Raw genomic sequence first — 24,323 nt, forward strand, 5'->3', positions numbered from 1 at the left:
GCTTCCCAAGCTTGACGCTTTTTTGAATTTTGGGAAACCCGCGCTGGTTTGGGCTAGCGCGGGTTTTTCTTTCTCTATACTGCTGGCGCGGCCTTGCCGAGCCCGCCTTTCGAACGCCGCCTGATCCGGACGGAAAGAAGACAATGTCAGATATCGACCAGCTCAAATCCTCTCTGCTTGCCGAAATTGCCGCAGCCAATGATGAGCCTGCGCTCGAAGCCGTCCGTGTTTCCGCGCTTGGCAAGAAGGGCTCGATTTCCGAGCTCCTGAAGACGCTCGGTGCCATGACTCCGGAAGAGCGACAGACCCGTGGCGCCGCGATCAACGCCCTGAAGAACGAAGTGACCGACGCCCTTGCCGACCGCAAATCGGTGTTGAAGGAAGCGGCGATCAACGCTCGCCTCAAGGCCGAAACGGTCGATGTCAGCCTGCCGGTCCGCTCCTCGCCTGCCGAACGCGGCCGCATCCATCCAATCAGCCAGATTGTCGATGAAATCACCGCGATCTTCGGCGATATGGGCTTCTCGATCGCAGAAGGTCCCGACATCGAGACCGACTATTATAATTTCACGGCTCTGAACTTCCCGGAGGGCCATCCGGCCCGCGAGATGCACGACACCTTCTTCTTCAATCCGGACGAGAAGGGCGAGCGCAAGGTACTGCGCACGCATACCTCGCCGGTGCAGATCCGCACGATGGAATCGCAGAAGCCGCCGATCCGCATCATCATTCCCGGCAAGACCTACCGCCAGGATTCGGATGCCACGCATTCGCCGATGTTCCATCAGGTCGAAGGCCTCGTCATCGACAAGAAGGCCAATGTCGCCAATATCCGCTGGGTGCTCGAAGAGTTCTGCAAGACCTTCTTCGAGGTCGACAGCGTGACGATGCGTTTCCGCCCGTCCTTCTTCCCCTTCACCGAGCCCTCCTTCGAGGTCGATATCCAGTGCGATCGCTCCGGTCCCATCGTCAAGTTCGGTGAAGGCACGGACTGGATGGAAATCCTCGGCTGCGGCATGGTCCACCCGAACGTGCTGCGTTACGGCGGTCTCGATCCCGATGAATATCAGGGCTTTGCCTGGGGCATGGGCCTCGATCGCATCGCCATGCTGAAATACGGCATGCCCGACCTGCGCGACTTCTTCAATGCCGATGTCCGCTGGATGAACCACTACGGCTTCCGCCCGCTCGACATGCCGACACTGTTCGGCGGTCTCAGCGTTTAAGGGGAGGATTGGACCAATGAAATTCACGCTTTCCTGGCTCAAGGATCATCTGGAAACGGATGCCACGCTCGATGAAATCTGCACGCGCCTGACCGAGATCGGTCTGGAAGTGGAAGATGTCGATGACAAGGCGGCCTTCAAGCCCTTCGTCATCGCCAAGGTTCTCTCGGCTGAAAAGCATCCGCAGGCCGATCGCCTGAAAGTGCTGATGGTCGATATCGGTGAGGGCGCTCCGGTTCAGGTCGTCTGCGGCGCGCCGAATGCGCGTGCAGGCCTCGTCGGCGCCTTTGCCGCTCCCGGCACCTATGTTCCCGGCATCGACGTGACGCTGTCCATCGGCAACATTCGCGGTGTCGAAAGCCGCGGCATGATGTGCTCGGAAAAGGAACTGCAGATCTCCGACAATCACGATGGCATCATCGACCTGCCTGCTGATGCGCCTGTCGGTACGAGCTACGCCGCCTATTCCCATCTCGACGATCCGGTCATCGAGATCAACCTGACGCCGAACCGTCCGGATTGCACCTCGATCTACGGCATTGCCCGCGATCTCGCAGCCTCAGGTCTCGGCACGCTGAAGGCGCGTCCGGCACCGTCGTTCACGGTGGAGGGCGAAACTTCGGTCAAGCTGACGCTCGATCTTGATGATGCAAAGCTCTGCCCGGGCTTCGGCCTGCGGCTCGTGCGCGGCGTCAAGAATGGCCCGAGCCCCCGTTGGCTGCAGCAACGGCTTCTCGCTATCGGCCTGCGCCCCATCAATGCTTTGGTCGATATCACCAATTACATGACCTTCGACCAGGGCCGGCCGATGCACGTCTTCGACGCGGCCAAGGTCAAGGGCAACCTGACGGTCCGCCGCGCCAAGGAAGGCGAGACGGTATTGGCGCTCGATCAGCGCGAATACAAGCTCGGTCCGAACAATGTCGTCATCGCCGATGAGAACGGCGTCGAATCGATCGGCGGCATCATGGGCGGCGAACATTCCGGCTGTGACGAGAACACCGTCGACGTGTTGATCGAATCCGCTCTCTGGGATCCGATGAACATCGCCAAGTCCGGCCGCGCGCTCGGCATCATCACCGATGCCCGCTACCGTTTCGAACGCGGTGTCGATCCGGAATATATGGTTCCCGGCCTCGAACGCACGACGGAACTCGTTCTCGAACTCTGCGGCGGCAAGCCGGCCAAGTCCGAGATCGTCGGCTACAAGGGCTACGAACCGAAGATCGTCGACTTCCCTTATTCGGAGGTCAAGCGCCTGACCGGCCTCGAGATCTCTACGGAACAAAGCAATACGATCCTGACCCGCCTTGGCTTCAAGGTTTCGGGTTCGGGCGAGCGCGTCTCGGTCGCCGTTCCCTCCTGGCGCCCCGATGTCGATGGCAAGGCCGATCTCGTTGAAGAGATCATGCGCATCCATGGTGTCGACAATATCAAGCCGGCGCCGCTCGAAAGCCATGCAGCCGTCAATGGCCGCATCCTGACGACGCTGCAAATCCGCACCCGCGCCGCCAAGCGCGCACTTGCCTCGCGCGGCATGCTGGAAGCCGTCACCTGGTCGTTCATTCCGGAAGATCAGGCAAGGCTCTTCGGGGGTGGTTCGGCAGCCCTCAAGCTTGCCAATCCGATCGCCGCTGAGATGTCGGACATGCGCCCTTCGCTGCTGCCGGGTCTGCTGACGGCAGCCCAGCGCAATGCCGACAAGGGCTATGGCGACGTAGCGATCTTCGAAGTGTCAGGCACGTACGAAAACGACAGGCCGGAAGGCCAGCGTCGCGTGGCCGGTGGCATCCGCCGTGGCACGGCATCGCTGGCTGGCGCCGGCCGGATGTGGTCGAACGCAGCAAAGGGCGGCGGCAAGCCGGTCGATGTCTTCGACGCCAAGGCCGATGCGCTCGCCGTGATCGAAGCCTGCGGCCTGCCGATGGGCAATATCCAGATCGAGCAGGGCGGTCCCGAATGGTATCATCCCGGCCGTTCCGGCACGATCAAGATGGGTCCGAAGATCATTCTCGGTTACTTCGGCGAGTTCCATCCGACCACGCTCGAAAAGCTTGACGTCTCCGGCGCCCTTTGCGGCTTTGAAGTCTATGTCGACGCGATGGCCGAGCCGAAGAAGAAAGCGACCCGCACCAAGCCGGCGCTCGACCTCTCGCCTTTCCAGGCCGTCAAGCGCGACTTCGCTTTTGTCGTCGACAAGACGATGGAGGCCGGCGCGCTTATCAAAGCGGCGACCGGCGTTGATCGCAAGCTGATAACCGGCGTCAATGTCTTCGACATTTTCGAAGGCGCTTCGGTCGGCGAAGGCAAGAAGTCCGTTGCAATCGAAGTGCAGATCCAGCCGGCCGAGCGCACGCTTACCGACGAGGATTTCGAAGCGCTGACGCAGAAGATCGTGGCCAGCGTAGCCAAGTTCACCGGTGGTGTCCTTAGAAGCTGATCCGGCTAACAAAGTCGTGATAGGGCCGGCGGCGCATGCTGCCGGTCTTTTCATAGATGGAGATGGTAGAGCTTGCTCACGATCGTCCAGCGACCATCGATCTTCAGCAGCGACAGATAGTCGGTGAAGCGCATGCCGGCAAAATCGTCGGTCACTTTCACGGTTGCCGCGTCACCTGATATATCGATGCTGTCTATATCCATGTAAGGCTGGGTGCCGGGCGGCGCGGCCCCTTCTTCGAGAATAGCGGCGATGAATTCGTCGCGTGAGAGCCATTCCACTGCGTTCTGATAGTGCCCGATAACAGAGCTTTTCGGGTGAAAGGCCTTCTTCAAGGCCGCCTCATTGGCGAAGGCCATACCCTCGACATAGAGATGAACCGTTGCTTCGATTGCCTGCCTGTCGGCCATATCGATACCTCGTCCCATATTCCCAGCGGAAAGGATAGGGGCATGGCGGGCGAAGACAAGATCAGAGGGAGAAGAGCAGCGCGTGACGGCTGCTCTTCTTGCATGCGCTAAGCTGCGCGTGAAGCCTTCTGGTTTGCGGCAGATGTCGCAAGCTTCGTCAGGATCTGGTCGGTCTTGCCTTCTTCCTGCAGTGTCTGGTCGAGAAGCGTAACAGCGTCCTTGAAGCCCAGCGTTTGCGCCCAGGTTTTCAGTGTCCCGTAGCGGGCGATCTCATAATGTTCGACGGCCTGGGCCGCGGAAATCAGGCCAGCATCGACAGCTGCCGTCCCCTTGAACTCCTCCATGATTTCCTCGCCCTCGGCAATGATGCCCTGAATTGCTTCGCAGGTCTTGCCCTGGGCGCGCTTGCCGATGATTTCGAAAACCTGCTGCAGTCGCTCGACGTGACTTTCGGTCTCTTCGCGATGCTTTTCAAAACCCGCCTTCAATTCCTGCGACTGGGCGGCGCGCGCCATTTTCGGCAGGGCTCGCAGTATCTGGCGTTCGGCGAAGTAGATGTCCTTGAGGGTATCGTAAAACAGATCTTCCAGCGTCTTTTCCTTGGCCATTGTTCCGTTCCTTATTGGGAGATTTCCGCCCTTGCGGCGACACTGCATAGAAGCATTCACTATGCTAATTGTTCCCGTGGAAATCGGGTGGCGCGGTTTGGTCCTCCTGGCAATGATATCAGGAGGGATCGGGGAGGGCGGAACATGAAGAAACCGGGATCGATGAAGGGGCTGGAGGATCTCGGGCGGGTGCGGCTGTCGAAGAACTTCTTCTTCCGCGATTTCCTTCATTCCGAAATCGCCGATTTCTACCGTATTCCGAATATTCCCGAAAATCCTGATCTCGCCATCGAGACAGGCAGGCGGCTTTGCGAAGAACTTCTGGAGCCGCTGGAAGCAACCTTCGGGCGCCTCCATATCCGCTCCGGCTACCGGGCGCCCGAGGTCAACCGCTTCGGCAATGAAAACAATCTCAACTGCTCGACCAATTCCACGACTGCCGCCCACCACATATGGGACATGCGCGATTTCGACGGCTGCATGGGCGCTGCCGTCTGCATTGCCGTGCCCTGGATGGTCGATCGTTACAATGATGAAAGCGATTGGCAGAGGCTCGCCTGGTGGATCCACGACCACCTGCCCTATGCCTCGCTCTGCTTCTTCCCGAAGCTATGGGCTTTCAATATCCAGTGGCACGAGCGGCCGAAGCGGGTGATCCAGAGCTACGTGCGTCCGCGCGGCATCCTGACCAAGCCGGGCATGGCCAATTGGGAGGGCGATCATTCCGAATGGTATGAAGGCTTTCCGCAACTCAGAAATTGATGCGGTAGCGGATGTGGCCATCACTCTCGACATAAGTGTCGTAGAGTGCACGGGCCGTCCTGTTCTGCTCACTCGTATGCCAGTAGAGCCGCGACCAGCCGTTCTTCTTGCAGAGGGCCACGAGGTCGTCCATCAGTGCCCGGCCGACACCCTTTCCGCGCACATCCTCTGATACGAACAGGTCTTCGAGATAGCAGTCCTTGCCGCGGATCCAGGTGCCTTCATGCGTCAGGCAGAGTGTGAAGCCCACGACTTCGCCGTCGAGTTCCGCTACCCGCATGAAGATTGCCGACGCCGGATCGAAGACCCGGCGCCAGGTGGAATCGGTGATATCGGCATCGACGGCGACCTCGTAGAAAGCGAGATAGTCCGCCCAGAGCGCACGCCAGCGCGCCTCATCCTCGGGTCTCGCATCGCGGATCGTCACGGTCATGCCATCACCTCGTTTCAGGCGCCGGCCTCGTCGAGCAGCGCCATCGCCTCGTCGGAGAGCGCGAGCGTTGCCGATTTCACCAGGCTTTCAAGCTGAGACAGGCTCGTAGCACTGGCGATCGGCGCCGTCACGCCCTTCTTGCGCAGAAGCCAGGCGAGCGAGATTTCCGCCGGCTTGGCGCCCGTCTCAGCCGAGACCTTGTCGAGTGCGGCAAGGATGCGCATGCCCTTGTCGTTGAGATATTGCGAAACGCGGCCTTCGCGAGCGCGGCCCTCCGTATCCGCCTTGCTGCGGTATTTGCCGGAGAGAAAGCCGGCTGCGAGGCTGAAATAGGTGATGACGCCGATATCTTCCTTCACACAGAGATCGGCAAGCGGGCCTTCGAAGCTCGAACGCTCATAGAGATTATATTCCGGCTGCACCGCCTGATAGCGCGGCAGGCCGGCCTTATCGGCGGCATCGAAGGAAGCCTGCAGCAGGCTCGCATCATAATTCGAGCAGCCGACGGAGCGAATCTTGCCTTGTTCTAGAAGCTTCGCATAGGCGCCGAGCGATTCCTCATGCGGCGTGTCCGTGTCCGGCCAGTGCGACAGATAGAGATCGATATAGTCGGTCTGCAGCCGGCGCAGCGAATCCTCGACTGCCTTCAGGATATAGCCGGCCTTCAGCGTCTTGCCCTGGCCCATGTCCGAGCCGACCTTGGTGATGATGACCGCCTTGTCGCGAGAAACCTTTCCCTTCTTCAGCCATTTGCCGATGATCTCCTCGGAATCGCCGCCCTTGTTGCCCGGCACCCAGGCGGAGTAGACGTCGGCCGTATCGATCGTGTTGAGACCGGCGTCGAAAAAGCCGTCCAGAATGTCGAAGGATGTTTTTTCATCGGCCGTCCAGCCGAACACATTGCCGCCGAAGACGATCGGCGAGACCGAAAGACCTGTTTTTCCAAGCCGGCGCATTTCCATGGCGCTCTCCCAAAATGCTGAAGTGATTGAAATCGGAGGAAACGGCAGAACGCCGTTCGTCACTAACCTAGCGCGGACTGCCTTCGAGGGAAACCAAACTTCCGTGATCGCCCGTCGCGCCATTGCGCCGCATGAGAGGGCTGAATAAGGTGCGCCCGATCGATTGCAGGAGGACCTTTCATGTTGCGTTTCGGTATACTTTCAACGGCCAAGATCGGCCGGGATAATGTCGTTCCAGCCATTCAGGACGCGGAAAACTGCGTCATCACCGCTATTGCCAGCCGTGATTTTGCGCGTGCCCGGGAAATGGCGGACCGCTTCTCCGTGCCGCATGCCTTCGGCTCCTATGAGGAAATGCTGGCGTCGGACACGATCGATGCCGTCTATATTCCTTTGCCGACCTCACAGCATGTCGAATGGTCGATCAAGGCCGCCAATGCCGGCAAGCATGTGCTCTGCGAAAAGCCGATTGCATTGAAAGCCTCCGAGATCGACGATCTCATCGCCGCGCGCGACCGCAACAAGGTCATTATCAGTGAGGCCTTCATGGTCACCTATTCGCCGGTCTGGCGGAAGGTTCGCTCGCTGCTGCAGGAGGGGGCGATCGGCGAGCTTCGTCATGTCCAGGGCGCCTTTACCTATTACAACCGCGACCCCGGCAACATGCGCAACATCCCCGAGCTTGGCGGCGGCGGCCTGCCTGATATCGGGGTCTATCCTGTTATCAGTACCCGCTTTTCCACCGGCAAGGAGCCGTCCTGGGTCCAGGCAATCACCGAGCGCGATGCCGAGTTCGGCACCGATATCTATTCCAGCGTCAAGGCCGATTTCGGCGATTTCGAACTGAGCTTCTATATCTCTACCCAGATGGCCGGCCGCCAGATCATGGTCTTCCACGGCACCGACGGCTATATCGAGGTCAAGTCGCCGTTCAACGCCAATCGCTGGGGGCCGGAGGAGATCGAAGTGACCGATCGCGGTCACAGCGAATCCCGGATCATTCGCTTTCAGGATAGCCGCCAGTACAGGTGCCAGGCGGAAGCATTTGCCCGTGCTGCCGCAGGCGAAAAGGACGAAATCGTCACGCTGGAAGATTCCAGGCTCAATCAGAAGGCTATCGACGCCATCTACCGCGCCAGCGAGAAGGATGGTTGGGAAGCCGTCTAGTTTTTCTCGGCTTTGCCGCGGAAGACGAAGCGGGAATAGCCGAAGAAGCTGAAGAACATCGACGCTGCGGTCGCGAGCACCATCGCGACGAGCGGCTGCAGCGCCGGTAATGACAGAAGCAGCGCCGAATAAAGCCCATAATTGACGAGGGCTGCTGTCACGCCGACTGAGCCGTAGCGGAAGCCTTCTGCTGCCAGCGATCGGCCTGACCGGTCGAAAGTGAATGTCCGGTTGAAGGCCCATGTCGTCGCCATTGCGAGCGCAATGGCAATCAGCCGGCCAATGAAGGGGCCGAGTGGCGTCAGGTGTAGCAGGGCAGCAAGCACGCACGCATCGACGATGAAGCCAAGGCCACCGGCGATCGCGAAACGAATGAGCTTCTTCATGCGGCATCCGCCTTCTTGCCATCGAGCGTTATGGCTGAGGTTTTATCCTTTACCGAAACCGGTGCTGCAAGGCTCATATAATGGATACGCAGCTGCTCAGCCCGCGCCCGCGCAACGGAATCGAGGATCACGCCGGCAGTAAACAGCATGATGGAGATCATCGCCAGTGCCGTCGAAAGCACCCAGGTCGGCATGCGGCTGACGAGGCCGGTCGCAAAATATTCCGCCAGCACCGGGCCCATGAAGCCGAGACTTGCCAGCATGAAGAACGCGCTGATCGTGCCGAAGAAGGCGAAGGGCCGCGTCTCCTTCATCAGCATCGCAAACATCCAGAGGATCTTGCCACCATCGCGGAAGGTCGAGAGCTTCGAATGCGAGCCCTCCGGGCGCCGCCCGTAATGCAATTCCAGTTCACTGACAGGCAGTTTCAGCCGCGACGCATGCACCGACATCTCCGTCTCGATCTCGAAACCGCCGGAAACCGCGGGGAAGCTCTTGACGAAACGGCGCGAGAAGGCCCGGTAGCCGGAGAAGATGTCGGTAAAGTCAGGTCCGAAGATTGCGCGATAAAGGATGTTGAACAGCCGGTTGCCGAGGGCATGTCCCTGCCGGCCGGCATCATCATGGACGCCGCGCCGCGTGCCGACCACCATATCGGCCCTTTCCGTCAGCAGTGTCCGCACCAGCTCTTCGGCATCCTCAGGCGCATAGGTCCCATCACCGTCGGCGATGATATAGATGTCGGCATCAATGTCGGCGAACATGCGCCGCACCACATGGCCCTTGCCCTGACGCCGCTCGCGCACGACATGCGCGCCGGCAAGCATGGCATGCAGCGCCGTGCCGTCAGTGGAATTGTTGTCGTAGACATGGATATGCGCATCGGGCAATGCCGCCCGAAATCCCCTGACGACAGCCCCGATCGTCGCCGCTTCGTTGTAGCAGGGAAGCAGAACGGCAATGTCAGGACTTTCGCTGAGCGATCGCGCCATGGGGTTACACTCGTTACAAAGAAACCGCAGCGAATTTACGCCATGCTGCGTTAACAAGCCCCTATAAGAAGCGAAAGCTGTCGCGTCCTGTGGTTTACACTTTCTTGATAAGCCAAGGCTAAGGTTTGCCTATCACGCAACGACCTGGCTATCATGATGAACGCAGTGCAGCCGATCACCAAGGCGCAAGCCACATCAGTCAGGACTGGAATCATCGGCAATATTCGGCAGCTGCTGACGCGTCTCCTGCCATCCGCCCTCATCTACAGCCTTGTTCTGATCGGCATTATCGTGGTCATGAAATACGCCGGGGGTCCGGTCGATTATGTCGGCCCCGACAATGATGACGGCATGCGCCTCGTGGAGGTCAGGGACTTTCTGAACGGGCAGGGCTGGTTCGATCTGATGCAGTATCGGCTCGGCCTCGGCGAAGGCACGCTCATGCACTGGTCGCGGCTGATCGACTTGCCGATCGCTGCACTGATCCGCTTCTTCGGCCTCTTGCTCGGCCATGATGCTGCGGAAGCTGCTGCACTCGTGGTCTGGCCCCTGTCGCTCGTTTTTCCTGCCATGCTTGCCATGGGTCTTGCCGGACGGCGTGTCGGCGGCCTTGCCGGCATGCACCTGTCTTTCTGCTTTGCCGGCATGGCGGTCTATACCGGCAATCGCTTTGCGCCAGGCGCCATCGATCACCACAATGCTCAGCTCGCGCTCGTCGCAACCATGGTGGCGATGCTCTTCGATGAAAAGCAGCGCGCCTGGAACTACGTCGTTGCTGGCGCGTCAGCCGCCCTGGCGATCGCGATCGGCGCGGAAACCACGCCCTTCGTTGCCATCTATTGCCTTGTCGTCGCGCTGCTTTGGGTCTGGGAAGGCGAGCCGTTCGCCGCCGCCACCAAAGCTTTCGGCCTCAGCCTCGCTGTTGCGATCAGCATCCTCTTCTTTGTAACGGTACCGCCACAGCACTATTCAGCGGTGACTTGCGACAATCTTTCGCTCGGCTTCTACAGCCTGGCAACCATTGGCGGTGGTCTGCTGCTCGCCGCCGCGATCTTTGCGAGCCGTCTCGGCCGCGGCTTGCGTCTTGCCGTGATTGCGGCTGTCGGCGCCGGTGTTTTCGGCTCCGCCATGGTCATTGCCCCGGAATGCCTGCGCAATCCGCTTGCCGACCTCGATCCCATGCTGGTCGAACTCTGGCTGCGCAATGTCTCGGAAGCGCAATCCATTCTCGCTCTTGGCAGGACAGATCCCTTTTCCCTTGGCGCATTCTATGCGCCTGGCCTGCTCGCGATTGCCGTCTGTATTTTCCGCTCCGTGCAGGGCGATCGCGTGCAAGTCCATCTCGTCCTTCTGGCACTCTTGAGCGTCAGCTGGGCGGTTGCACTGGTTCAGGTCCGGGGAGCCGTCTTTTCAAATCTGCTATCCATCCTGCCGCTTGCCTTGCTGATCATCGACGTGCGCCGCGTGTCGAACGGCGACAGCGAAAATGCCGCGGCTGCCCTCATCTATATCGTGACGGTCCTGGCAAGCGTGCCGGCGGTATGGGCCGTCGGCGGTGCGCTTGTCGGAATGCAGGTCAACAAGACGAAGAATACGGAGGTGGCGGATAGACCGTCATGTTCCTCCAGGCAGGCGCTCGCGCCGCTTGGCGGCCTGCCTGCGGGTCTCGTCTCGGCGCCGTCGGAAATGGGTGTGCCGATCCTGCGCTACACCGCTAACCGTGTTCTATCGGCGCCCTATCATCGCAACCAAGGCGGCATGCTGACCGAGATGCATATAGGTCTGGCCGAGCCGCAGGAAGCAGAGGCCTTTCTGAAGGGAGCGGGCGTTACTGTTGTTGCCTTCTGCCCGGATGATCTGCAGACAAGCGAAATCGCAAAATTGAAGCCCGACGGGCTTTATGCACAACTTGGCAACGGCAATATTCCTGGGTATCTCGATCCGCTGCCAAAAGCTGCGGACAGCGGCGTCCAGTTCTTCCGTTATCGGCCGGCGTCGGACTGAGTCCCGTCTTTCAGGAGTGGACGAGTACAGCCCGCAGGCGATCGGTGGTAAAGAGGCCGCCGAGATAAAGCAACAGGCCGGCATTGTAACCGATGATCGTGTAGAAAAGCGCCAGGAATGAAACCGCACCGCCAGACACAATCGCGGCGATGGCAAAGGTTACAGCGATCAGCATGGCGACGATTGCAATGACGCCGGCTGAGCGCATAAGGCCAGCGGTGAGGCCCAGGGTGGTTGCTGTCAGGATGATCATGTTGTCACCTCTTCTTCAGGTCGTTTGCGAGGAACCTAGGGGTCCTCCGCTAACAAAAGTTTATTGGCCACCCTTAATGAAAGCTGCACTTGCAGCCATGGTTACGGATGCGTTCACCTGACGGCATTTCCTCCGGCTCGCGCCGGGCATGTGTTTCGATACAGTTCAACTCTGTTACAGGCTGAAAAGTTCCGTTACTTTTCCATTTACGTAAACGGAACTCTCCGGCTGCAACATCCGCGTTCGCACGAAGCAGCATTACGCTGTCAATTCGATCGCGCCTGATCGACCAGTTGTTCGGAAAGAGGGCGAGCCGAAACCTATAAGGTTGAGCAAGGGCGACGATGATAGAAGCGACCGTTCCCGCGTCGCTCATCGACGGGGAATTTTCACTGTCACCAACATGCTCATTTTCGGGTCGGGTGTTCGCCACTCCCTACGAACATGAATGATACTAAGATTTTTTTTAGAGTAGCGATATCCCTATTTCTTGGGTCTCCCACCGTTTTTTGAATAAAAATTCGCCCTTCCCCGGCCCCGACCTTTCAGTTTAAGGGCGATCAAAATAGAAAGAGGGGATGAGCAATGTCTTTGACGGCGATTCGCCTACCAATCTTGCGGAATATTCGGTCTCTGAGCTCTCCGGATCCATCAAGCGGACCGTCGAGACAGCCTTCGATCAGGTGCGTGTGCGCGGCGAGATCTCGGGTTACCGTGGTCCGCATTCCTCGGGCCATGCTTACTTCTCGCTGAAGGACGATCGCGCGCGGATCGATGCGGTCATCTGGAAGGGCACGTTTTCCCGACTGAAATTCCGCCCGGAAGAGGGCATGGAGGTGATCGCGACCGGCAAGGTAACGACCTTTCCCGGTTCCTCCAAATACCAGATCGTCATCGAGACGCTCGAGCCCGCCGGCGCCGGCGCGTTGATGGCGCTGATCGAGGAGCGCAAGCGCCGTCTCGGTGCCGAAGGCCTGTTCGATCCCTCGCGCAAGAGGCGTCTGCCTTTCATGCCCAAGGTGATCGGTGTCGTGACCTCGCCGACGGGCGCCGTCATCCGCGATATCCTGCATCGCATCTCCGATCGTTTCCCCGTCCATGTCATCGTTTGGCCGGTCAAGGTGCAGGGGGAGGGCTCCGGCGAGGAGGTGGCAAACGCCATCAACGGCTTCAACGCTCTGGAGCATGGCAGCGAGATCCCGCGCCCTGATGTGCTGATCGTCGCTCGCGGCGGCGGCAGCCTTGAAGATCTCTGGAGCTTCAACGACGAAATCGTCGTGCGGGCCGCAGCCGATAGCCGGATTCCGCTGATCTCCGCTGTCGGCCACGAGACCGACTGGACGTTGATCGACTACGCCGCCGATATCCGCGCCCCGACACCGACCGGTGCTGCTGAAATGGCCGTGCCCGTCAAGGCCGAGCTCGAGGCCCAGGTCGCAGGTCTCACTGCCCGTCTGCAGGGCTGCATGAGCCGCCAGATGGATCAGCGCCGCCAGTCCGTCCGCGCCTTGATGCGCGCCCTGCCGTCGCTCGATCAGCTGCTGGCGCTGCCCCGACGCCGCTTTGATGAGGCCGCTGCCGGTCTCGGTCGCGGCCTGGAGCTCAACACCATCAACAAACGCCGCGGTTTCGAGCGTGTTGCCTCGCATCTGCGGCCGGACGTGCTCTCCAACCGCATCACCGAGCGTCGGCAGCTTTTGAACGAACGCATGGCGCGGGCCGAGCGTGTCGTCGAACGCCGCATCGACAATCTGAAAGCCCGTGTCGAACGCTTCGGTGTCGTTCTGTCATCCGTGCCGGCTAGATTGACCACACAGACGGGTCGTGCTCGGGACCGCCTTGCCAATTTCTCCCGCCATGCCGACAGCGCTATTGGTCATCAGCTCGCTCGCGCCCGCGCAGCTCTGGCAGCGCAAGACCGCGTTCTTCAGTCTCTCTCCTACAAGAACGTGCTGAAGCGAGGTTATGCCGTCATTCGCGATGAGGAGAACAGGCCGGTCTCGCAGGCATCGGCACTCTCCGCCGGCATGGGCATCGCCATTGAGTTCGCCGACGGCCGCGTCGGCGCTATGACGACGGAAGGCGGCGCTGCGCCATCAGGGGGCAGGAAGCGCACGATCAAGGCCGGCGAACCACCGAAGCAGGGAAGCCTGTTCTAGCAATGCACATTCTGCTGGTGCTCGCCCATCCGCTGCCCGAAAGCTTCGCCGCTTCTGTGGCGCGGACTGCTCGCGAGGCCCTCGAAACCTCCGGCCATACTGTCGATCTCCTGGATCTCTATGCGGAGGATTTCGACCCACGGCTGTCCAGGGCCGAGCGGGGCGGTTATTTTGATGTGCCCTACGATACGTCCGCCGTCGCCGGTATCGTTGCACGGCTGCAAGCGGCTGACGGTCTCATTCTGGTTTTTCCGCAGTGGTGGTTCAACTTCCCGGCCATATTGAAGGGCTTCATCGATCGCGTCTTTGCGCCGGGCGTCGCCTTCACCCATGATGTCGCCGGCGGCCGTATCGTGCCGCAGCTCACCAATATCAAGCTGCTCTACGCGCTGACGACGACTGGTTCGCCCTGGTGGCTGGTGCATCTCTATATGGGCAATCCCGTCCGACGCCTGCTGAAGCGCGGCATCGCCAATTTCTGTGCCAAGCGAGTGAAGTTCCGGATGCTGAGCCTGCACGACATGGACCGTACGACGGACGCCAAGCGCAAGACGCATCTGGAGCGCGTCCGAAAGGCGCTCGCTGCCGTCTGACTATTCGAAATCGGACAGGAATTTTTTCAGCAACCGGTCGAGTTCGGCTCTGTCTTCTGCCGTCAGGTTGCGTGTCAGCCGCTGCTGGTTGGCGACATGCGCGCCGACCGCCTCTTCCACCGCTGCCAAACCCTTCTCGGTCAGCGCAATCAGCACGCTGCGCCGGTCTTCGGGATTGAACAGGCGCTCCACCAAGCCCGCTTTTTCCAACTGGTCGATCCGGTTCGTCATCGTGCCGGAGCTCACCATCGTCATGCCGAGCAGCTCTCCGGGCGAAAGCCGGTAGGGTGCGCCGGAACGGCGAAGCGTGGCCAGCACATCGAAGGAGGAAGAGGAAAGGCCGTGCTTGAGCAGAACCGCGTCCACTTCGCGGCCGATATGCGTTGTCAGCCGCTTCAGCCGGCCGAAGATCCCCATGGGCTCGACATCCAGCTCCGGCCGCTCGCGCCGCCATTGCGCCAGGATCCTGTCGACGTGATCCGATTTCTCCTTATCCATGCTGCATCGATATCAGCAGGTATCTTGACGTCAAGATAAAATGCATTATCTTGAATTTATCTTGAAGTAGAGATTCTTGAAATGAAGACAAATATCCGATACGCGACCGATGTGTTGATAACCGCGATCGCGCCCGCCATCTGGGGCAGCACCTATTTTGTCACCACATCCTTCCTGCCGCATGGCTACCCGCTGACGGTTGCAATGCTGCGGGCGCTGCCGGCAGGGCTGCTTCTGCTGCTGATTGTCCGGAAGCTGCCGACAGGCATCTGGTGGAGCCGCGTCTTCATTCTCGGCGCACTGAACTTCTCGTTCTTCTGGGCGATGCTCTTCGTTTCAGCCTACCGCCTGCCCGGCGGCGTGGCCGCGACGGTCGGCGCCGTACAGCCGCTGATCGTCATCGCGCTCTCGCGCATCTTCCTTGGCAAGCCGATCCGCTTCATTGCCGTTATGGCCGGCCTGATCGGCATCGCAGGTGTCGCACTTCTGGTGCTGACGCCGAAAGCGGCCCTCGATCCCGTTGGGGTCGTCGCAGGTCTCGCTGGCGCGGTCTCCATGGCCTTTGGTACGGTCCTGACCCGCCATTGGCAGCCGCCCGTCTCCAGCCTCACCTTTACCTCCTGGCAATTGACCGCAGGCGGCATTCTGCTCGTGCCCGTGGCCTTTTTCCTGGAGCCGGCGCTTCCCGTGCCGACGACAGCCAATATCCTCGGCATTGCTTGGCTTGGCCTCGTCGGTGCTGCTTTCACCTATCTGCTATGGTTCCGAGGGCTCTCGCGCATAGAGCCTTCGGCCGCTGCGTCGCTCGGCTTCCTGAGCCCGGTTGTCGCGACCGTGCTCGGTTGGCTGGCGCTCGGCCAGAGCCTGACACCGATCCAGCTTTCAGGCTTTGCCATGGTGCTGGTCAGCGTCTGGCTCAGTCAGCGCAGCCTGATGCCGAAGGCCGGTATTATGCCCACTCGCCCTGGCGCATCACCGGTACCCGCGAGCCATCGGGCTTGATGCCGTCAATATCGACCTTGTCGGAGCCGATCATCCAGTCGATATGAATCAGGCTGGAATTGCCGCCCTGCGCCTTGATCTGCTCCTGGCTGAGCGATGCGCCGTCGAGGAAGCATTTCGAATAGCACTGGCCGAGTGCGATATGGCAGGAAGCGTTTTCGTCGAACAGCGTATTGTAGAAGAGGATGCCGCTCGCTGAAATCGGCGAGGAATGCGGTACCAATGCCACTTCGCCCAGCCGGCGGGCGCCTTCATCCGTGTCGAGCACCTTGTTCAGCACTTCCTCCCCGCGTGAGGCCTTGGCCTCGACGATGCGGCCGCCTTCGAAGTGAACCCGGATATTGTCAATCAGCGTGCCCTGATGTGAGAGCGGCTTGGTGCTGGACACGTGGCCTTTCACGCGCAGCGCATGCGGCGTGGTGAAGACTTCCTCGGTTGGAATATTCGGATTGCAGGTAATGCCGTTCTTCGCCGTGGAGGCGCCGCCGTGCCACTCATGGCCGTCCGCGAGGCCGACGGTCAGGTCCGTGCCCGGCCCGGTGAAATGCAGTGAAGCGAAACGCTCGCCGTTCAGCCAGGAAGAACGCTTGCGCAGATTGGCATTGTGCTCGGCCCAGGCGGCGACCGGATCGGGCACATCGACACGCGATGCGGCAAAGATCGCCTTGGCGAGTTTGGCAATGGCGATTGCTTCCGGATCGTCCGGGAAGACGACCTTCGCCCAGGAAGGATTGGGGTAGGAAACGATGTTCCAGTTGATGTCGAAGTTGGAAATCTTCTCCAGCGCCGGCTTATAGGCCGTGGAATTGGCGCGGTTGGCGCGGCCGACCTTGCTCGGATCCTGCTCCGCCAGCAACATCGGGTTGTCGCCGGCAATCGCGAGGCGGGCAGCACCCTTTTCGTAGGCTCTCGCCATGCCGTCATAAAGCCAGCCGGAAGCCCGGTCGAAGCTTTCGTCGCTGGCATACTGGTAGCGGGCCAGCGTCGTTTCCTCGTCGGAATAGAAGGTCGAAACCAGGCCGGCGCCCGAGAGATAGGCGTGCTTGGTGATCAGTCGCACTAGGGGCAGCGCCACGACCGGCGCGGTAATGACGAGATCCTGCCCCTGCTGAAGCTGCAGGCCCACCTTGATGGCGACTTCTGCGAGTTTCTCGAGTTTGCCGGGATCGACGGAGCTATGGCTCTGGGGCATAAACGTCATGGGTCAACCTGCCTTCTGATATCTGCGACGGGAGGTGAAAGACTTAGACCCCTTTACGGCGAAAATGAAGCGTGCCGCCTCCAATTTGAGCGCGGCCGGAGCATGTCCGGCCGCGGGTGCGCGCGCGTCAAGCGGCGGCGGGCAGCCGGAGTAGGACCGAATTATGCTTCTCGAGGAATTCCATCAGCCGCTGCTGATAGTCTTCGCCGACGGCGTTCCTGACGCTTGCCCGCTCGGCCAGCGCCTTGCGCCAGCGCTCGACCCGCTCGAGGCCATCGAAGATGGGGCTGTCGCCGAGCGTATCGAACAGGTCGAAGTAGCGAAAGATCGGCCCAAAGACCGCGTCGACGAGGCTGAAGCTCGTCCCTGCGAAATAAGGTCCGTCCGCCAGCGCGCGCTCGATCGTCACGAATTTGGCAACAAGCGCCTTATGCTTGGCCTCCAGCTGCGCCCCATCCTGCGCCGTCTCATAGCCCCAGAGATCGGAAAGCACGGATGAGCCGAACTCCATCCATCCGCGATGGCGGGCGCGGGTCAGCGCATCGGCGGGATGCAGCACCGTACCTGTCTGTGTTTCCTCCAGATATTCGCAGATCACGCTGCTTTCGAATAACACCTCTTCGCGACCGTCGTCCTCTTGTATCCGCAGTAAAGGCACCTTGCCGAGTGGCGAGATTTTCAGGAACCAATCCGGCTTGTCGGCAAGATCGATGTTTATCCGCTCGAATGGCACGCCCTTTTCGATGAGCGCGATCGCGGCACGTTGCACATAGGGGCAGAGATGATGGCTGATGAGGGTAAGCTTGCTCATGAAAGTCTCCGGGGGTTTGCAAGGGATCGTTGGCTTCATATGTATGCAGATGCATCTAATATCGCTTGTCTTGAGTTTCAAGATAGATGTATTTGCATTTATGTCTGAGAATATGCCGAAGCCGAACGAAGCCGTCGTCTCTGCCTGGACGGGCCTCATGCGTGCCCGCGAGCGGCTGCTGGGCTTGATCGAAGCCGATTTGAAGTCTGCCGGCATGCCACCGCTTGCCTGGTATGACGTGCTTTGGGAATTGGCGCGCTCGCAATCAGGCAGGCTGCGCCCCTATGAGCTCGAGGAGCGGACACTGCTGGCGCAGTACAATCTTTCCCGTTTGATCGATCGGCTGGAAAAGGAGGGCCTCGTCGGTCGCGAGGTCTTCGCACAGGATGGTCGCGGCCGCTGGGTGGTGATCACTGATGCCGGCCGGCAGCTTCGGGAGCGCATGTGGACCGTCTATGGCAAAGCAATCGAAACTCATATCGGCGGCAAGCTTGCAGAAGGCGAGGCGAGGATGATCGCTGGCCTGCTGGACCGCTTTCTTTGATTAGGCGATCAGCGGGGCGGCGGCCGCCTTCAGCGCCTTCAACGCCTCTTTCGGATCGAGCCGCACCTGCAGCCCGCGTTGCCCGCCATTGATATAGACGAACGGCTCGGCAAGAGCGGTTTCCTCGATCGCCGTCGGCACGATCTTCTTCTGCCCGAACGGGCTGATGCCGCCGACATGGTATCCCGTCAGCCGTTCCGCATCGGCCGGTTTCATCATGTTGGCCGATTTGCCATGAAAGGCGCTCGCGAGCTTCTTCATGCTGACCTCGCGGTCGGAAGGCACGACCACGCAGACCGGCTTCCCGTCCACCTCCGCCATCAGCGTCTTCAACACGCGATGCGGCTCCTCGCCGAGCGCTTCGGCTGCCTGCATCCCCACGCGCTCGGCGTTCGGATCATAGTCATAGGTGTGAACCGTGAAGGCGACGCCGGCTTGTGTGAGGACCTGGGTGGCGCGAGTGGTCTTGGACATGGCTCAGCCCTTGAACGCCTGCGCGTAGATATCCGGCTTGAAGCCGATCAGCAGCTTGCCGCCAGTTTCCAGTACTGGCCGCTTGATCATCGACGGCTGGTCGAGCATCAGCACGATGGCTTTATTGCGGTCGAGATTTTCGCGCGCGGCGTCAGGCAGGTTGCGGAATGTCGTACCGGCACGGTTCAGCACCGTCTCCCAGCCCGCCTCATCGATCCAGCGTTCCAGATGCGCTTGGTCGATGCCGACGGCTTTGTAGTCGTGAAAGTCGTAGGCGACGTTATGATCGTCCAGCCAGTTGCGGGCCTTCTTCATCGTGTCGCAGTTCTTGATACCGTAGATGGTGACGGCCATGCCGGTTCGATCTCCCTGTTTTTGGAGGGAGATACCACGCTGTATCAGCGCTGCAAACGCCGTCGGTCCTTTATCCCTCAAGCTCTTCGATAAGGGCAGGCAGGTCCGCCACCGTTTCGATAACGTAGTCGGCACCGGCAGCAATCAGCTTCTCGCCGATCCGCTTGTGCAACACGGCTCGCGCCTCTGGCGAAAGCGCATCCAGCTCTTCAGATGTCAGCCCCGCCTCGTTGCCCGAGAGCGTGACGCCAACGGTGACGCAGCCTGCGGCAGCACCCTCGGCAATGCCGGGTTCGGTATCATCGACCTTCAGCACGGCAGAGGCCGGATAGACCATCAGGTCGAGGAAGCATTTATACATGCCGATCGGCGTCGGTCGGCCAAGCGGCAGATCATCGGCACAGATCAGATTGTCGGGCGCATAACCTTGTTCGGCGGCAAGCGGCAGCACGCGCTGCATGATCGAGCGTGTATAGCCTGTGGTCGAGCCGATCTTCATCTGCCGCTCGCGCAGATATTCGATCGTCTTGATCGCTCCAGGCACCAGCACGCAATAATCGCTCACGACAGCTTCGTTCAGCGGCACGAAGAGTTCGTAAACACGGTCGATGGCCGCCTCGTCCGGAAGCGTGCCTTGTGCCGCCTGCCAGCGGGCGGCGACATGCGGCTCGGCCAGCATCGCGGCGATATGCGCGCGCTTCGGGAGCCCCATCGGCTTGCGCGCGTCGGCGATCGTCACCTCGACGCCGAACTTGCCGAAGGTTTCCACAAAGGCGCCCATCGGCGCGAAGGATCCGAAATCGATGACCGTGCCGGCCCAGTCGAAGACCACTGCCTTGAATTGTGTCATGCTGCGCTCCCGTAGAGATCCTCGATGGTTTCCTCGCCGATGCCGAAGGCGGTCGAAGCACCGCAGCCTGCGGTTACCACGACAATGCGCAGCGCATCGGAAGGCTTGTCGGTAAACCGCCAGCGGTCTGGAGCGGAGGCATAGGTACCGATCCAGCGCTCGGTAATGAAGCGACCCGGCAGGTTGAGCACGGCATCCATTTCGTCGAGGGTCAGTCGGTCGACCCGCTCCAGTCCAAAGGGATCGGGCGTTTCGGAGTAATGGTGGCTGTCGCCGACGATCAGCGATCCGTCTTCCGACTGCGTGACGATCAGGTGGACGCCGTTTTCCCGCTCTGGCTTGAATTCGCGGTCAAGCCGCGCCTTCAGGGCCGTCGCTTCAGGCAATTCGGCATAGCCGAGATAACGTCCAAGCCCGAGATCGGACATGACGGCAGTGCTCAGCGAAACCCGCTGGGCCGGCACGACACGCATCATCTGCAGCTTGCAGCGTGTGACGTTATAGGCAGCGATGCGATCGGGAAACAGGCTCTTGAAATCGTCGCCTGGGCAAACAACCACGGTCTCCGCCTCGATCAGACCGGTTGACGTCTCCATCCGCGGCGGTTCGACGGCATTCACTGCTGTGGAGCGGCGGAACTCGATGCCATATTTGACTTCGAGATAGCGGGCGAGTAGCGGAATGGCTGTACGGGATTCGACCCGAAGTTCATGCGGACTATAGAGTGTGAAGCGCCCGGCTTCCGGTCGCAGCGCCGGCACAAGCCGGCGTGCTTCGTCCAGCGTCAGCCTTTCGCAGCCTTCACCCATTTCCGTGCGCAGGAAGGCGTCGATGACGGCTTCGGATTCGTCGAGCCTTGCAGCAAGGAGCAGCCCGCGCTGCAGGACGTCAATGCCGGCGTCATCGACGATCTCGGCCCAGACATCGCGGGCCCTGCGTGCCTTGTTCCAGCAGTCGCCTGCCTGCTGGCCGGTCACCGTCACAAAGCCGAAATTGCGCACCGAGGCGCCATTTGCCTGGGCGTCGCGGTCAACAACGACGACCCGTTTGCCGCGCTTTGCCGCCGCCAGCGCATGCGCCAGCCCGACAATTCCCGCGCCGACGATCGCAATGTCGTAATGCGGCATGAAAGCTCCTTCGCAACATGTCTGCAACGGCTTGGCGGATTTTCTTGAAGCCTGTGTGACAGTTGCGCGAGCTTTACATTCGCGTGTTGAAAAGAACGCCGGTCAGTCTTCCAGCGTACCGGCCTTTCGCGTCGCCCTGCTTGGCTTGTCGGCGGCGATCTTCATCAGGTCGCCGCGCCGGCGCACAAGGCGATCAGATGTCCGTGTGAGAAACAGCCCATCCTGTGGCGCCCGGATATCGATATCCCCTTCGGCAAAGCCGGGCCGGGTGACGATCGTCGCCAGAAGCTCTCCTTCCGAGACATGTTCGCCGATATTGCGGTGGAAGAGCACGGTACCACCCTGCGGCGCACGCACGATCTCCACATTGTCGAGCGGCACGGCAGGTCCGGCGAAGGTCTTGTCTCCGGAAGGTTTGCCGTTGACGACACCGCGCCCGATGAGGAAGCGCAGCAGCCCCTCGGCGTCTTTCTCGGCCATATCGGGATAGACGTCACGGCGGCCGCGCAGTTCCACAGTCACCGAAAGTTTGCCGGGAAGCTTGGCCTTGCGCTCGCCCGGCACCTCATACTTCCACGCAAAACCGACCGCCTCTTCGAAGGCGGAACTCTCGCCATCTGAAAGCAGCACCGCTTCCATGTGGAGCGCATTGGCAAGGTCAGCAGCCTCCGGCCAGAAGGCTTCGTCGATATAGGCATATTGCAGCGATTCATCATCGCAATGCAGGTCGAGCACCAGATCGGCCCCGAGCGCCATATGTATCAGCTCTCGTTTCAACCGATCTATAGCCGGGTAATTATCGGATCCGTCAAGTAGCTCTGCCCGATCACGGATCGAGATCAGCGGAAAATCGCGATTGAAATTGGTTCGTGACCCCAGATCGAAGCGACCCTGCAATTCACCAAAATGCGATTGTGCCGCTCCAACAGGGTTTGCCTGCGGCACGAGCGTAATGTCGCCCGCGATCCGCCCCTCGCTTTCAGCCTGGCGCAGCTTACCGCAGAGAAAATGCACGAGCGCCGTGCCCGGCAGTTCGTTGGCGTGCAAGGCAGCCTGGATATAGACCTTGGGTGCCGCAGGATCCTTTCCATGGAAGCACATGACTGGCAAACGCCATTCGATACCTGGTGTATCGCCGGGGAGGATGATCTCTGAAACGTCCACTGTCTTGCTCCGCATGTGCATATTGAGTGGGGAGTTTTACAAGAATCCCCACCCGCGGTGCAAGCGCAGCTCAGCCGATCAGGGGCCATCGGTTGACGACGCGATGCTCGCTCTTCCCATAGATGCTATGGATCAGCAGGAATTCCTGTACCATCCAGCGCACGGGTCGGTCGAGCTTTTCGGGCAGAACGGTCTTGCGATCATAGAGCATCGTCATGTGTGGCGTCAGATGTCCGCCGACATTATAGGGCAGTCCGGCCTCGTAGAGACCTTCCTGGATTTGGTTGCGAAGATCCAGCAGGCCTTCGTTTTCTTGCCTGCCGCAGATGACGAAGGCTTGCGGTCGGCCCGGATGCGTGAAGCTCATGGCTTCGTCGAGAACAATTTCGAACGGTTGGACGCGCACTGTCGCGGCGACTTGTTCAGCGCTGAACACGATATCATCCGGCAGCCGACGGTAGGCGCCGATGCCGTTCAGCGTGACATGAAGCAGTGCGTTGGGCCGCGAGGGCACGGTCAGAGAATGTCTATTGCGATACACTTGCGCGATGTCCAGCGYCTCGGATGCCGCTTCGATAGTTGGACGAAGTGCGAAGAAAATCCTGTCGTGAAATTCCCCGACGAGATTGGATTTCTTCCGGGGGCCAGCGCTATTCGGATCGAGTGGAAAATGAGGCATTTGAACTACGGACAACATCGCCCGCCTCCTTGTTTTTACGAGGAGGAGCATACTGGGATCGGCGTTCTGGTCAAGAACAAAACATGAACAGACATTACTGCGAGGATACTCAAAACAGAAACGGCCACCTTTGCGGCAGCCGTCTGCTGGGATCAATCACGCCTAGGCATGGATTAGGCAGCGTTCTTGACGACCTCGGCCACCTTCCTGGCGGACTTGGCGCGGGCTGCCTTCGGCGGTGCGAGACGAAGGACATCGTCTGCCAGCATACGGGCATTGTCTTGCGCCTTGTCGAGATTACTGACGCGAGCAGGATCCATCGTATAGAGGCTGCCACCGGAAACGAACATGTCGCGGTAGGCGGCGCGCTCGATCAGTGCCGTGTCGATGACATTGACCTGCTGCTTTGCGAGTAGGCCCTTGACCGCCAGCAGCGCGCGAGTGGTGATGATCGAACTGATGCGCGTCAGCACGACCGAATGCGGGATGCGGATATCATGCTGGGCTGCAAGCTGCTTCATGATCTCGAGCACCTGCGCACCGCCGACGGCATCCATTGCGCATCCCTGGACCGGAACCAGCACGTGGTCGGAAAAGCCGATGGCTTTCGCCATAGCCGGGCTCAGACCGGCCGGCAGATCGACGATGATGTAGCCGCCACGCTTTTTCAGATCCTTGACCTGCTGTTCGATCGTATTTTCGCTGACACCGGGGACGACAGCGAATTCCGCTGCGTCACCAGTCAGGCGATGCCAGCGTGTGGCCCATTGCTGGGGATCGGCATCCAGAACGGAAACGCGATGGCCACGGCGAGCCAGTTCTGTGGCGAGAACGAGAGCGACCGTCGTTTTGCCGGCGCCTCCTTTCGTATTCGCAAAAGTAAGTATTGGCATCGATACCTCGGGTTGATGAGTTGGCGGCATCATCCCTGGGAGAGGTGCGTCTCGGATTTTAGGAACAGCAGCTTTCACAGCGATGATACGAAAGGGTCAAACAGCAACCTTGCGTGGCGCTGTCTCAACATGCTGTCCGAGGTTGATTTTTTGGGGGGGCAATCAATGAGGGGCGGGCCTCAGGATAGCCACGCCTGAGATGATTAGCACGCAGCCCTATAAAACCGGCAGCGGTTTTTCATGAGTAGAATTGAATACTCTAGCTCTGGCAGGATCTAGATGCTGAAACACCCACTGTTCAGCTGTTTTGCCTATCATTCAGGCTCCTATG

The 24,323-nt window shown here is 60.1% G+C and carries 26 protein-coding genes; 9 read left to right on the forward strand and 17 right to left on the reverse strand.

Annotated features, from left to right (window positions below; translation table 11 throughout):
- Positions 1–143 precede the first annotated feature (143 nt).
- The gene (gene pheS, locus AC1DF8_RS05345; protein WP_112541928.1) at positions 144–1,226 is read left to right on the forward strand and encodes a phenylalanine--tRNA ligase subunit alpha; all 1,083 of its coding nucleotides are present in this window, start codon (positions 144–146) and stop codon (positions 1,224–1,226) included.
- Between the two features lie 16 nt (positions 1,227–1,242).
- Entirely contained in the window at positions 1,243–3,666 is a 2,424-nt protein-coding gene (gene pheT, locus AC1DF8_RS05350; protein ID WP_477995180.1) for a phenylalanine--tRNA ligase subunit beta, read from the forward strand.
- A 50-nt stretch (positions 3,667–3,716) separates the two neighbouring features.
- On the opposite strand, the gene AC1DF8_RS05355 is transcribed toward pheT, so the two are convergent.
- Complete coding sequence (locus tag AC1DF8_RS05355; protein ID WP_113114779.1) at positions 3,717–4,076, reverse strand: nuclear transport factor 2 family protein; 360 nt, start codon at positions 4,074–4,076, stop codon at positions 3,717–3,719.
- 107 nt (positions 4,077–4,183) lie between these two features.
- Positions 4,184–4,684 (reverse strand): YciE/YciF ferroxidase family protein, encoded by a 501-nt coding sequence (locus AC1DF8_RS05360; RefSeq protein WP_183847755.1) that lies wholly within the window; start codon positions 4,682–4,684, stop codon positions 4,184–4,186.
- 144 nt (positions 4,685–4,828) lie between these two features.
- On the opposite strand from AC1DF8_RS05360, the gene AC1DF8_RS05365 reads away from it, so the two are divergent.
- Positions 4,829–5,446, forward strand: coding sequence for a hypothetical protein (locus AC1DF8_RS05365; protein ID WP_183847757.1), 618 nt, complete (start codon positions 4,829–4,831; stop codon positions 5,444–5,446).
- On the opposite strand, the gene AC1DF8_RS05370 is transcribed toward AC1DF8_RS05365, so the two are convergent.
- Positions 5,436–5,879 (reverse strand): GNAT family N-acetyltransferase, encoded by a 444-nt coding sequence (locus AC1DF8_RS05370; RefSeq protein WP_183847759.1) that lies wholly within the window; start codon positions 5,877–5,879, stop codon positions 5,436–5,438. The two genes, AC1DF8_RS05365 and AC1DF8_RS05370, sit on opposite strands and share 11 nt — an antisense overlap.
- 14 nt (positions 5,880–5,893) lie before the next feature.
- Entirely contained in the window at positions 5,894–6,841 is a 948-nt protein-coding gene (locus tag AC1DF8_RS05375) for an aldo/keto reductase (RefSeq protein WP_183847761.1), read from the reverse strand.
- Positions 6,842–7,021: 180 nt separating this feature from the next.
- On the opposite strand from AC1DF8_RS05375, the gene AC1DF8_RS05380 reads away from it, so the two are divergent.
- Positions 7,022–8,008 (forward strand): Gfo/Idh/MocA family protein, encoded by a 987-nt coding sequence (locus AC1DF8_RS05380; protein ID WP_112970092.1) that lies wholly within the window; start codon positions 7,022–7,024, stop codon positions 8,006–8,008.
- Here the strand turns inward: AC1DF8_RS05380 and AC1DF8_RS05385 are convergent.
- Positions 8,005–8,394 (reverse strand): GtrA family protein, encoded by a 390-nt coding sequence (locus AC1DF8_RS05385; RefSeq protein WP_112970091.1) that lies wholly within the window; start codon positions 8,392–8,394, stop codon positions 8,005–8,007. The genes AC1DF8_RS05380 and AC1DF8_RS05385 overlap by 4 nt on opposite strands.
- Entirely contained in the window at positions 8,391–9,386 is a 996-nt protein-coding gene (locus tag AC1DF8_RS05390) for a glycosyltransferase (RefSeq protein ID WP_112541919.1), read from the reverse strand. Before AC1DF8_RS05390 ends, AC1DF8_RS05385 begins: the two co-directional genes overlap by 4 nt.
- 156 nt (positions 9,387–9,542) lie before the next feature.
- Here AC1DF8_RS05390 and AC1DF8_RS05395 point away from each other — a divergent pair, with 156 nt between their 5' ends.
- Positions 9,543–11,390, forward strand: coding sequence for a hypothetical protein (locus AC1DF8_RS05395; protein WP_183848385.1), 1,848 nt, complete (start codon positions 9,543–9,545; stop codon positions 11,388–11,390).
- Between the two features lie 10 nt (positions 11,391–11,400).
- Here AC1DF8_RS05395 and AC1DF8_RS05400 read toward each other — a convergent pair whose 3' ends face one another.
- Complete coding sequence (locus AC1DF8_RS05400) at positions 11,401–11,643, reverse strand: hypothetical protein (RefSeq protein ID WP_112541918.1); 243 nt, start codon at positions 11,641–11,643, stop codon at positions 11,401–11,403.
- A gap of 578 nt (positions 11,644–12,221) precedes the next feature.
- Here AC1DF8_RS05400 and xseA point away from each other — a divergent pair.
- Together xseA and AC1DF8_RS05410 are read left to right on the forward strand one after the other, a co-directional pair.
- On the forward strand, positions 12,222–13,802 hold the full coding sequence (xseA, locus tag AC1DF8_RS05405) for an exodeoxyribonuclease VII large subunit (protein WP_113013163.1): 1,581 nt from the start codon (positions 12,222–12,224) through the stop codon (positions 13,800–13,802).
- A 2-nt stretch (positions 13,803–13,804) separates the two neighbouring features.
- Positions 13,805–14,395: an NAD(P)H-dependent oxidoreductase gene (locus tag AC1DF8_RS05410; RefSeq protein ID WP_477995181.1), complete on the forward strand. Its 591-nt coding sequence runs from the start codon at positions 13,805–13,807 to the stop codon at positions 14,393–14,395.
- Here AC1DF8_RS05410 and AC1DF8_RS05415 read toward each other — a convergent pair whose 3' ends face one another.
- The gene (locus AC1DF8_RS05415) at positions 14,396–14,893 is read right to left on the reverse strand and encodes a MarR family transcriptional regulator (RefSeq protein ID WP_112970086.1); all 498 of its coding nucleotides are present in this window, start codon (positions 14,891–14,893) and stop codon (positions 14,396–14,398) included.
- 81 nt (positions 14,894–14,974) lie between these two features.
- Here AC1DF8_RS05415 and AC1DF8_RS05420 point away from each other — a divergent pair, with 81 nt between their 5' ends.
- Positions 14,975–15,895 (forward strand): EamA family transporter, encoded by a 921-nt coding sequence (locus tag AC1DF8_RS05420; protein WP_477995182.1) that lies wholly within the window; start codon positions 14,975–14,977, stop codon positions 15,893–15,895.
- Here the strand turns inward: AC1DF8_RS05420 and AC1DF8_RS05425 are convergent.
- A complete protein-coding gene (locus AC1DF8_RS05425) occupies positions 15,843–17,096 on the reverse strand; it encodes an aminopeptidase (protein ID WP_477995183.1) in 1,254 nt (417 codons plus the stop codon). The two genes, AC1DF8_RS05420 and AC1DF8_RS05425, sit on opposite strands and share 53 nt — an antisense overlap.
- A 127-nt stretch (positions 17,097–17,223) precedes the next feature.
- Positions 17,224–17,907: a glutathione S-transferase family protein gene (locus AC1DF8_RS05430; RefSeq protein WP_477995184.1), complete on the reverse strand. Its 684-nt coding sequence runs from the start codon at positions 17,905–17,907 to the stop codon at positions 17,224–17,226.
- A 100-nt stretch (positions 17,908–18,007) separates the two neighbouring features.
- Between AC1DF8_RS05430 and AC1DF8_RS05435 the strand changes: the two genes are divergently transcribed.
- Positions 18,008–18,451: a MarR family winged helix-turn-helix transcriptional regulator gene (locus tag AC1DF8_RS05435; protein WP_477995185.1), complete on the forward strand. Its 444-nt coding sequence runs from the start codon at positions 18,008–18,010 to the stop codon at positions 18,449–18,451.
- On the opposite strand, the gene ybaK is transcribed toward AC1DF8_RS05435, so the two are convergent.
- The 7 genes from ybaK to AC1DF8_RS05470 form a co-directional block, all read right to left on the reverse strand.
- Positions 18,452–18,925, reverse strand: a complete 474-nt coding sequence (gene ybaK, locus AC1DF8_RS05440; protein ID WP_113203455.1) for a Cys-tRNA(Pro) deacylase — start codon at positions 18,923–18,925, stop codon at positions 18,452–18,454.
- A 3-nt stretch (positions 18,926–18,928) separates the two neighbouring features.
- Entirely contained in the window at positions 18,929–19,279 is a 351-nt protein-coding gene (locus tag AC1DF8_RS05445) for an ArsC family reductase (RefSeq protein ID WP_477995186.1), read from the reverse strand.
- A gap of 70 nt (positions 19,280–19,349) precedes the next feature.
- Complete coding sequence (gene phnX / locus AC1DF8_RS05450; protein ID WP_477995187.1) at positions 19,350–20,129, reverse strand: phosphonoacetaldehyde hydrolase; 780 nt, start codon at positions 20,127–20,129, stop codon at positions 19,350–19,352.
- Positions 20,126–21,256 (reverse strand): TIGR03364 family FAD-dependent oxidoreductase, encoded by a 1,131-nt coding sequence (locus tag AC1DF8_RS05455; RefSeq protein WP_477995188.1) that lies wholly within the window; start codon positions 21,254–21,256, stop codon positions 20,126–20,128. Before AC1DF8_RS05455 ends, phnX begins: the two co-directional genes overlap by 4 nt.
- Before the next feature lie 102 nt (positions 21,257–21,358).
- On the reverse strand, positions 21,359–22,420 hold the full coding sequence (locus AC1DF8_RS05460; protein WP_477995189.1) for a succinylglutamate desuccinylase/aspartoacylase family protein: 1,062 nt from the start codon (positions 22,418–22,420) through the stop codon (positions 21,359–21,361).
- A gap of 70 nt (positions 22,421–22,490) precedes the next feature.
- Positions 22,491–22,961, reverse strand: coding sequence for a 2'-5' RNA ligase family protein (locus tag AC1DF8_RS05465; RefSeq protein WP_477995190.1), 471 nt, complete (start codon positions 22,959–22,961; stop codon positions 22,491–22,493).
- A 311-nt stretch (positions 22,962–23,272) separates the two neighbouring features.
- Positions 23,273–23,992, reverse strand: coding sequence for a ParA family protein (locus AC1DF8_RS05470; RefSeq protein ID WP_113013152.1), 720 nt, complete (start codon positions 23,990–23,992; stop codon positions 23,273–23,275).
- Positions 23,993–24,323: the final 331 nt, after the last annotated feature.

The organism is Rhizobium sp. 05N49 (genome assembly GCF_056396805.1).

What these genes read in the sequence shown, in the direction of transcription:
- pheS (WP_112541928.1), top strand. Translation starts at nt 144, where the DNA reads ATGTCAGATATCGACCAGCTCAAATCCTCTCTGCTTGCCGAAATTGCC.
- pheT (WP_477995180.1), top strand. Translation starts at nt 1,243, where the DNA reads ATGAAATTCACGCTTTCCTGGCTCAAGGATCATCTGGAAACGGATGCC.
- AC1DF8_RS05355 (WP_113114779.1), bottom strand. Translation starts at nt 4,076, where the DNA reads ATGGCCGACAGGCAGGCAATCGAAGCAACGGTTCATCTCTATGTCGAG.
- AC1DF8_RS05360 (WP_183847755.1), bottom strand. Translation starts at nt 4,684, where the DNA reads ATGGCCAAGGAAAAGACGCTGGAAGATCTGTTTTACGATACCCTCAAG.
- AC1DF8_RS05365 (WP_183847757.1), top strand. Translation starts at nt 4,829, where the DNA reads ATGAAGAAACCGGGATCGATGAAGGGGCTGGAGGATCTCGGGCGGGTG.
- AC1DF8_RS05370 (WP_183847759.1), bottom strand. Translation starts at nt 5,879, where the DNA reads ATGACCGTGACGATCCGCGATGCGAGACCCGAGGATGAGGCGCGCTGG.
- AC1DF8_RS05375 (WP_183847761.1), bottom strand. Translation starts at nt 6,841, where the DNA reads ATGGAAATGCGCCGGCTTGGAAAAACAGGTCTTTCGGTCTCGCCGATC.
- AC1DF8_RS05380 (WP_112970092.1), top strand. Translation starts at nt 7,022, where the DNA reads ATGTTGCGTTTCGGTATACTTTCAACGGCCAAGATCGGCCGGGATAAT.
- AC1DF8_RS05385 (WP_112970091.1), bottom strand. Translation starts at nt 8,394, where the DNA reads ATGAAGAAGCTCATTCGTTTCGCGATCGCCGGTGGCCTTGGCTTCATC.
- AC1DF8_RS05390 (WP_112541919.1), bottom strand. Translation starts at nt 9,386, where the DNA reads ATGGCGCGATCGCTCAGCGAAAGTCCTGACATTGCCGTTCTGCTTCCC.
- AC1DF8_RS05395 (WP_183848385.1), top strand. Translation starts at nt 9,543, where the DNA reads ATGAACGCAGTGCAGCCGATCACCAAGGCGCAAGCCACATCAGTCAGG.
- AC1DF8_RS05400 (WP_112541918.1), bottom strand. Translation starts at nt 11,643, where the DNA reads ATGATCATCCTGACAGCAACCACCCTGGGCCTCACCGCTGGCCTTATG.
- xseA (WP_113013163.1), top strand. Translation starts at nt 12,222, where the DNA reads ATGAGCAATGTCTTTGACGGCGATTCGCCTACCAATCTTGCGGAATAT.
- AC1DF8_RS05410 (WP_477995181.1), top strand. Translation starts at nt 13,805, where the DNA reads ATGCACATTCTGCTGGTGCTCGCCCATCCGCTGCCCGAAAGCTTCGCC.
- AC1DF8_RS05415 (WP_112970086.1), bottom strand. Translation starts at nt 14,893, where the DNA reads ATGGATAAGGAGAAATCGGATCACGTCGACAGGATCCTGGCGCAATGG.
- AC1DF8_RS05420 (WP_477995182.1), top strand. Translation starts at nt 14,975, where the DNA reads ATGAAGACAAATATCCGATACGCGACCGATGTGTTGATAACCGCGATC.
- AC1DF8_RS05425 (WP_477995183.1), bottom strand. Translation starts at nt 17,096, where the DNA reads ATGACGTTTATGCCCCAGAGCCATAGCTCCGTCGATCCCGGCAAACTC.
- AC1DF8_RS05430 (WP_477995184.1), bottom strand. Translation starts at nt 17,907, where the DNA reads ATGAGCAAGCTTACCCTCATCAGCCATCATCTCTGCCCCTATGTGCAA.
- AC1DF8_RS05435 (WP_477995185.1), top strand. Translation starts at nt 18,008, where the DNA reads ATGTCTGAGAATATGCCGAAGCCGAACGAAGCCGTCGTCTCTGCCTGG.
- ybaK (WP_113203455.1), bottom strand. Translation starts at nt 18,925, where the DNA reads ATGTCCAAGACCACTCGCGCCACCCAGGTCCTCACACAAGCCGGCGTC.
- AC1DF8_RS05445 (WP_477995186.1), bottom strand. Translation starts at nt 19,279, where the DNA reads ATGGCCGTCACCATCTACGGTATCAAGAACTGCGACACGATGAAGAAG.
- phnX (WP_477995187.1), bottom strand. Translation starts at nt 20,129, where the DNA reads ATGACACAATTCAAGGCAGTGGTCTTCGACTGGGCCGGCACGGTCATC.
- AC1DF8_RS05455 (WP_477995188.1), bottom strand. Translation starts at nt 21,256, where the DNA reads ATGCCGCATTACGACATTGCGATCGTCGGCGCGGGAATTGTCGGGCTG.
- AC1DF8_RS05470 (WP_113013152.1), bottom strand. Translation starts at nt 23,992, where the DNA reads ATGCCAATACTTACTTTTGCGAATACGAAAGGAGGCGCCGGCAAAACG.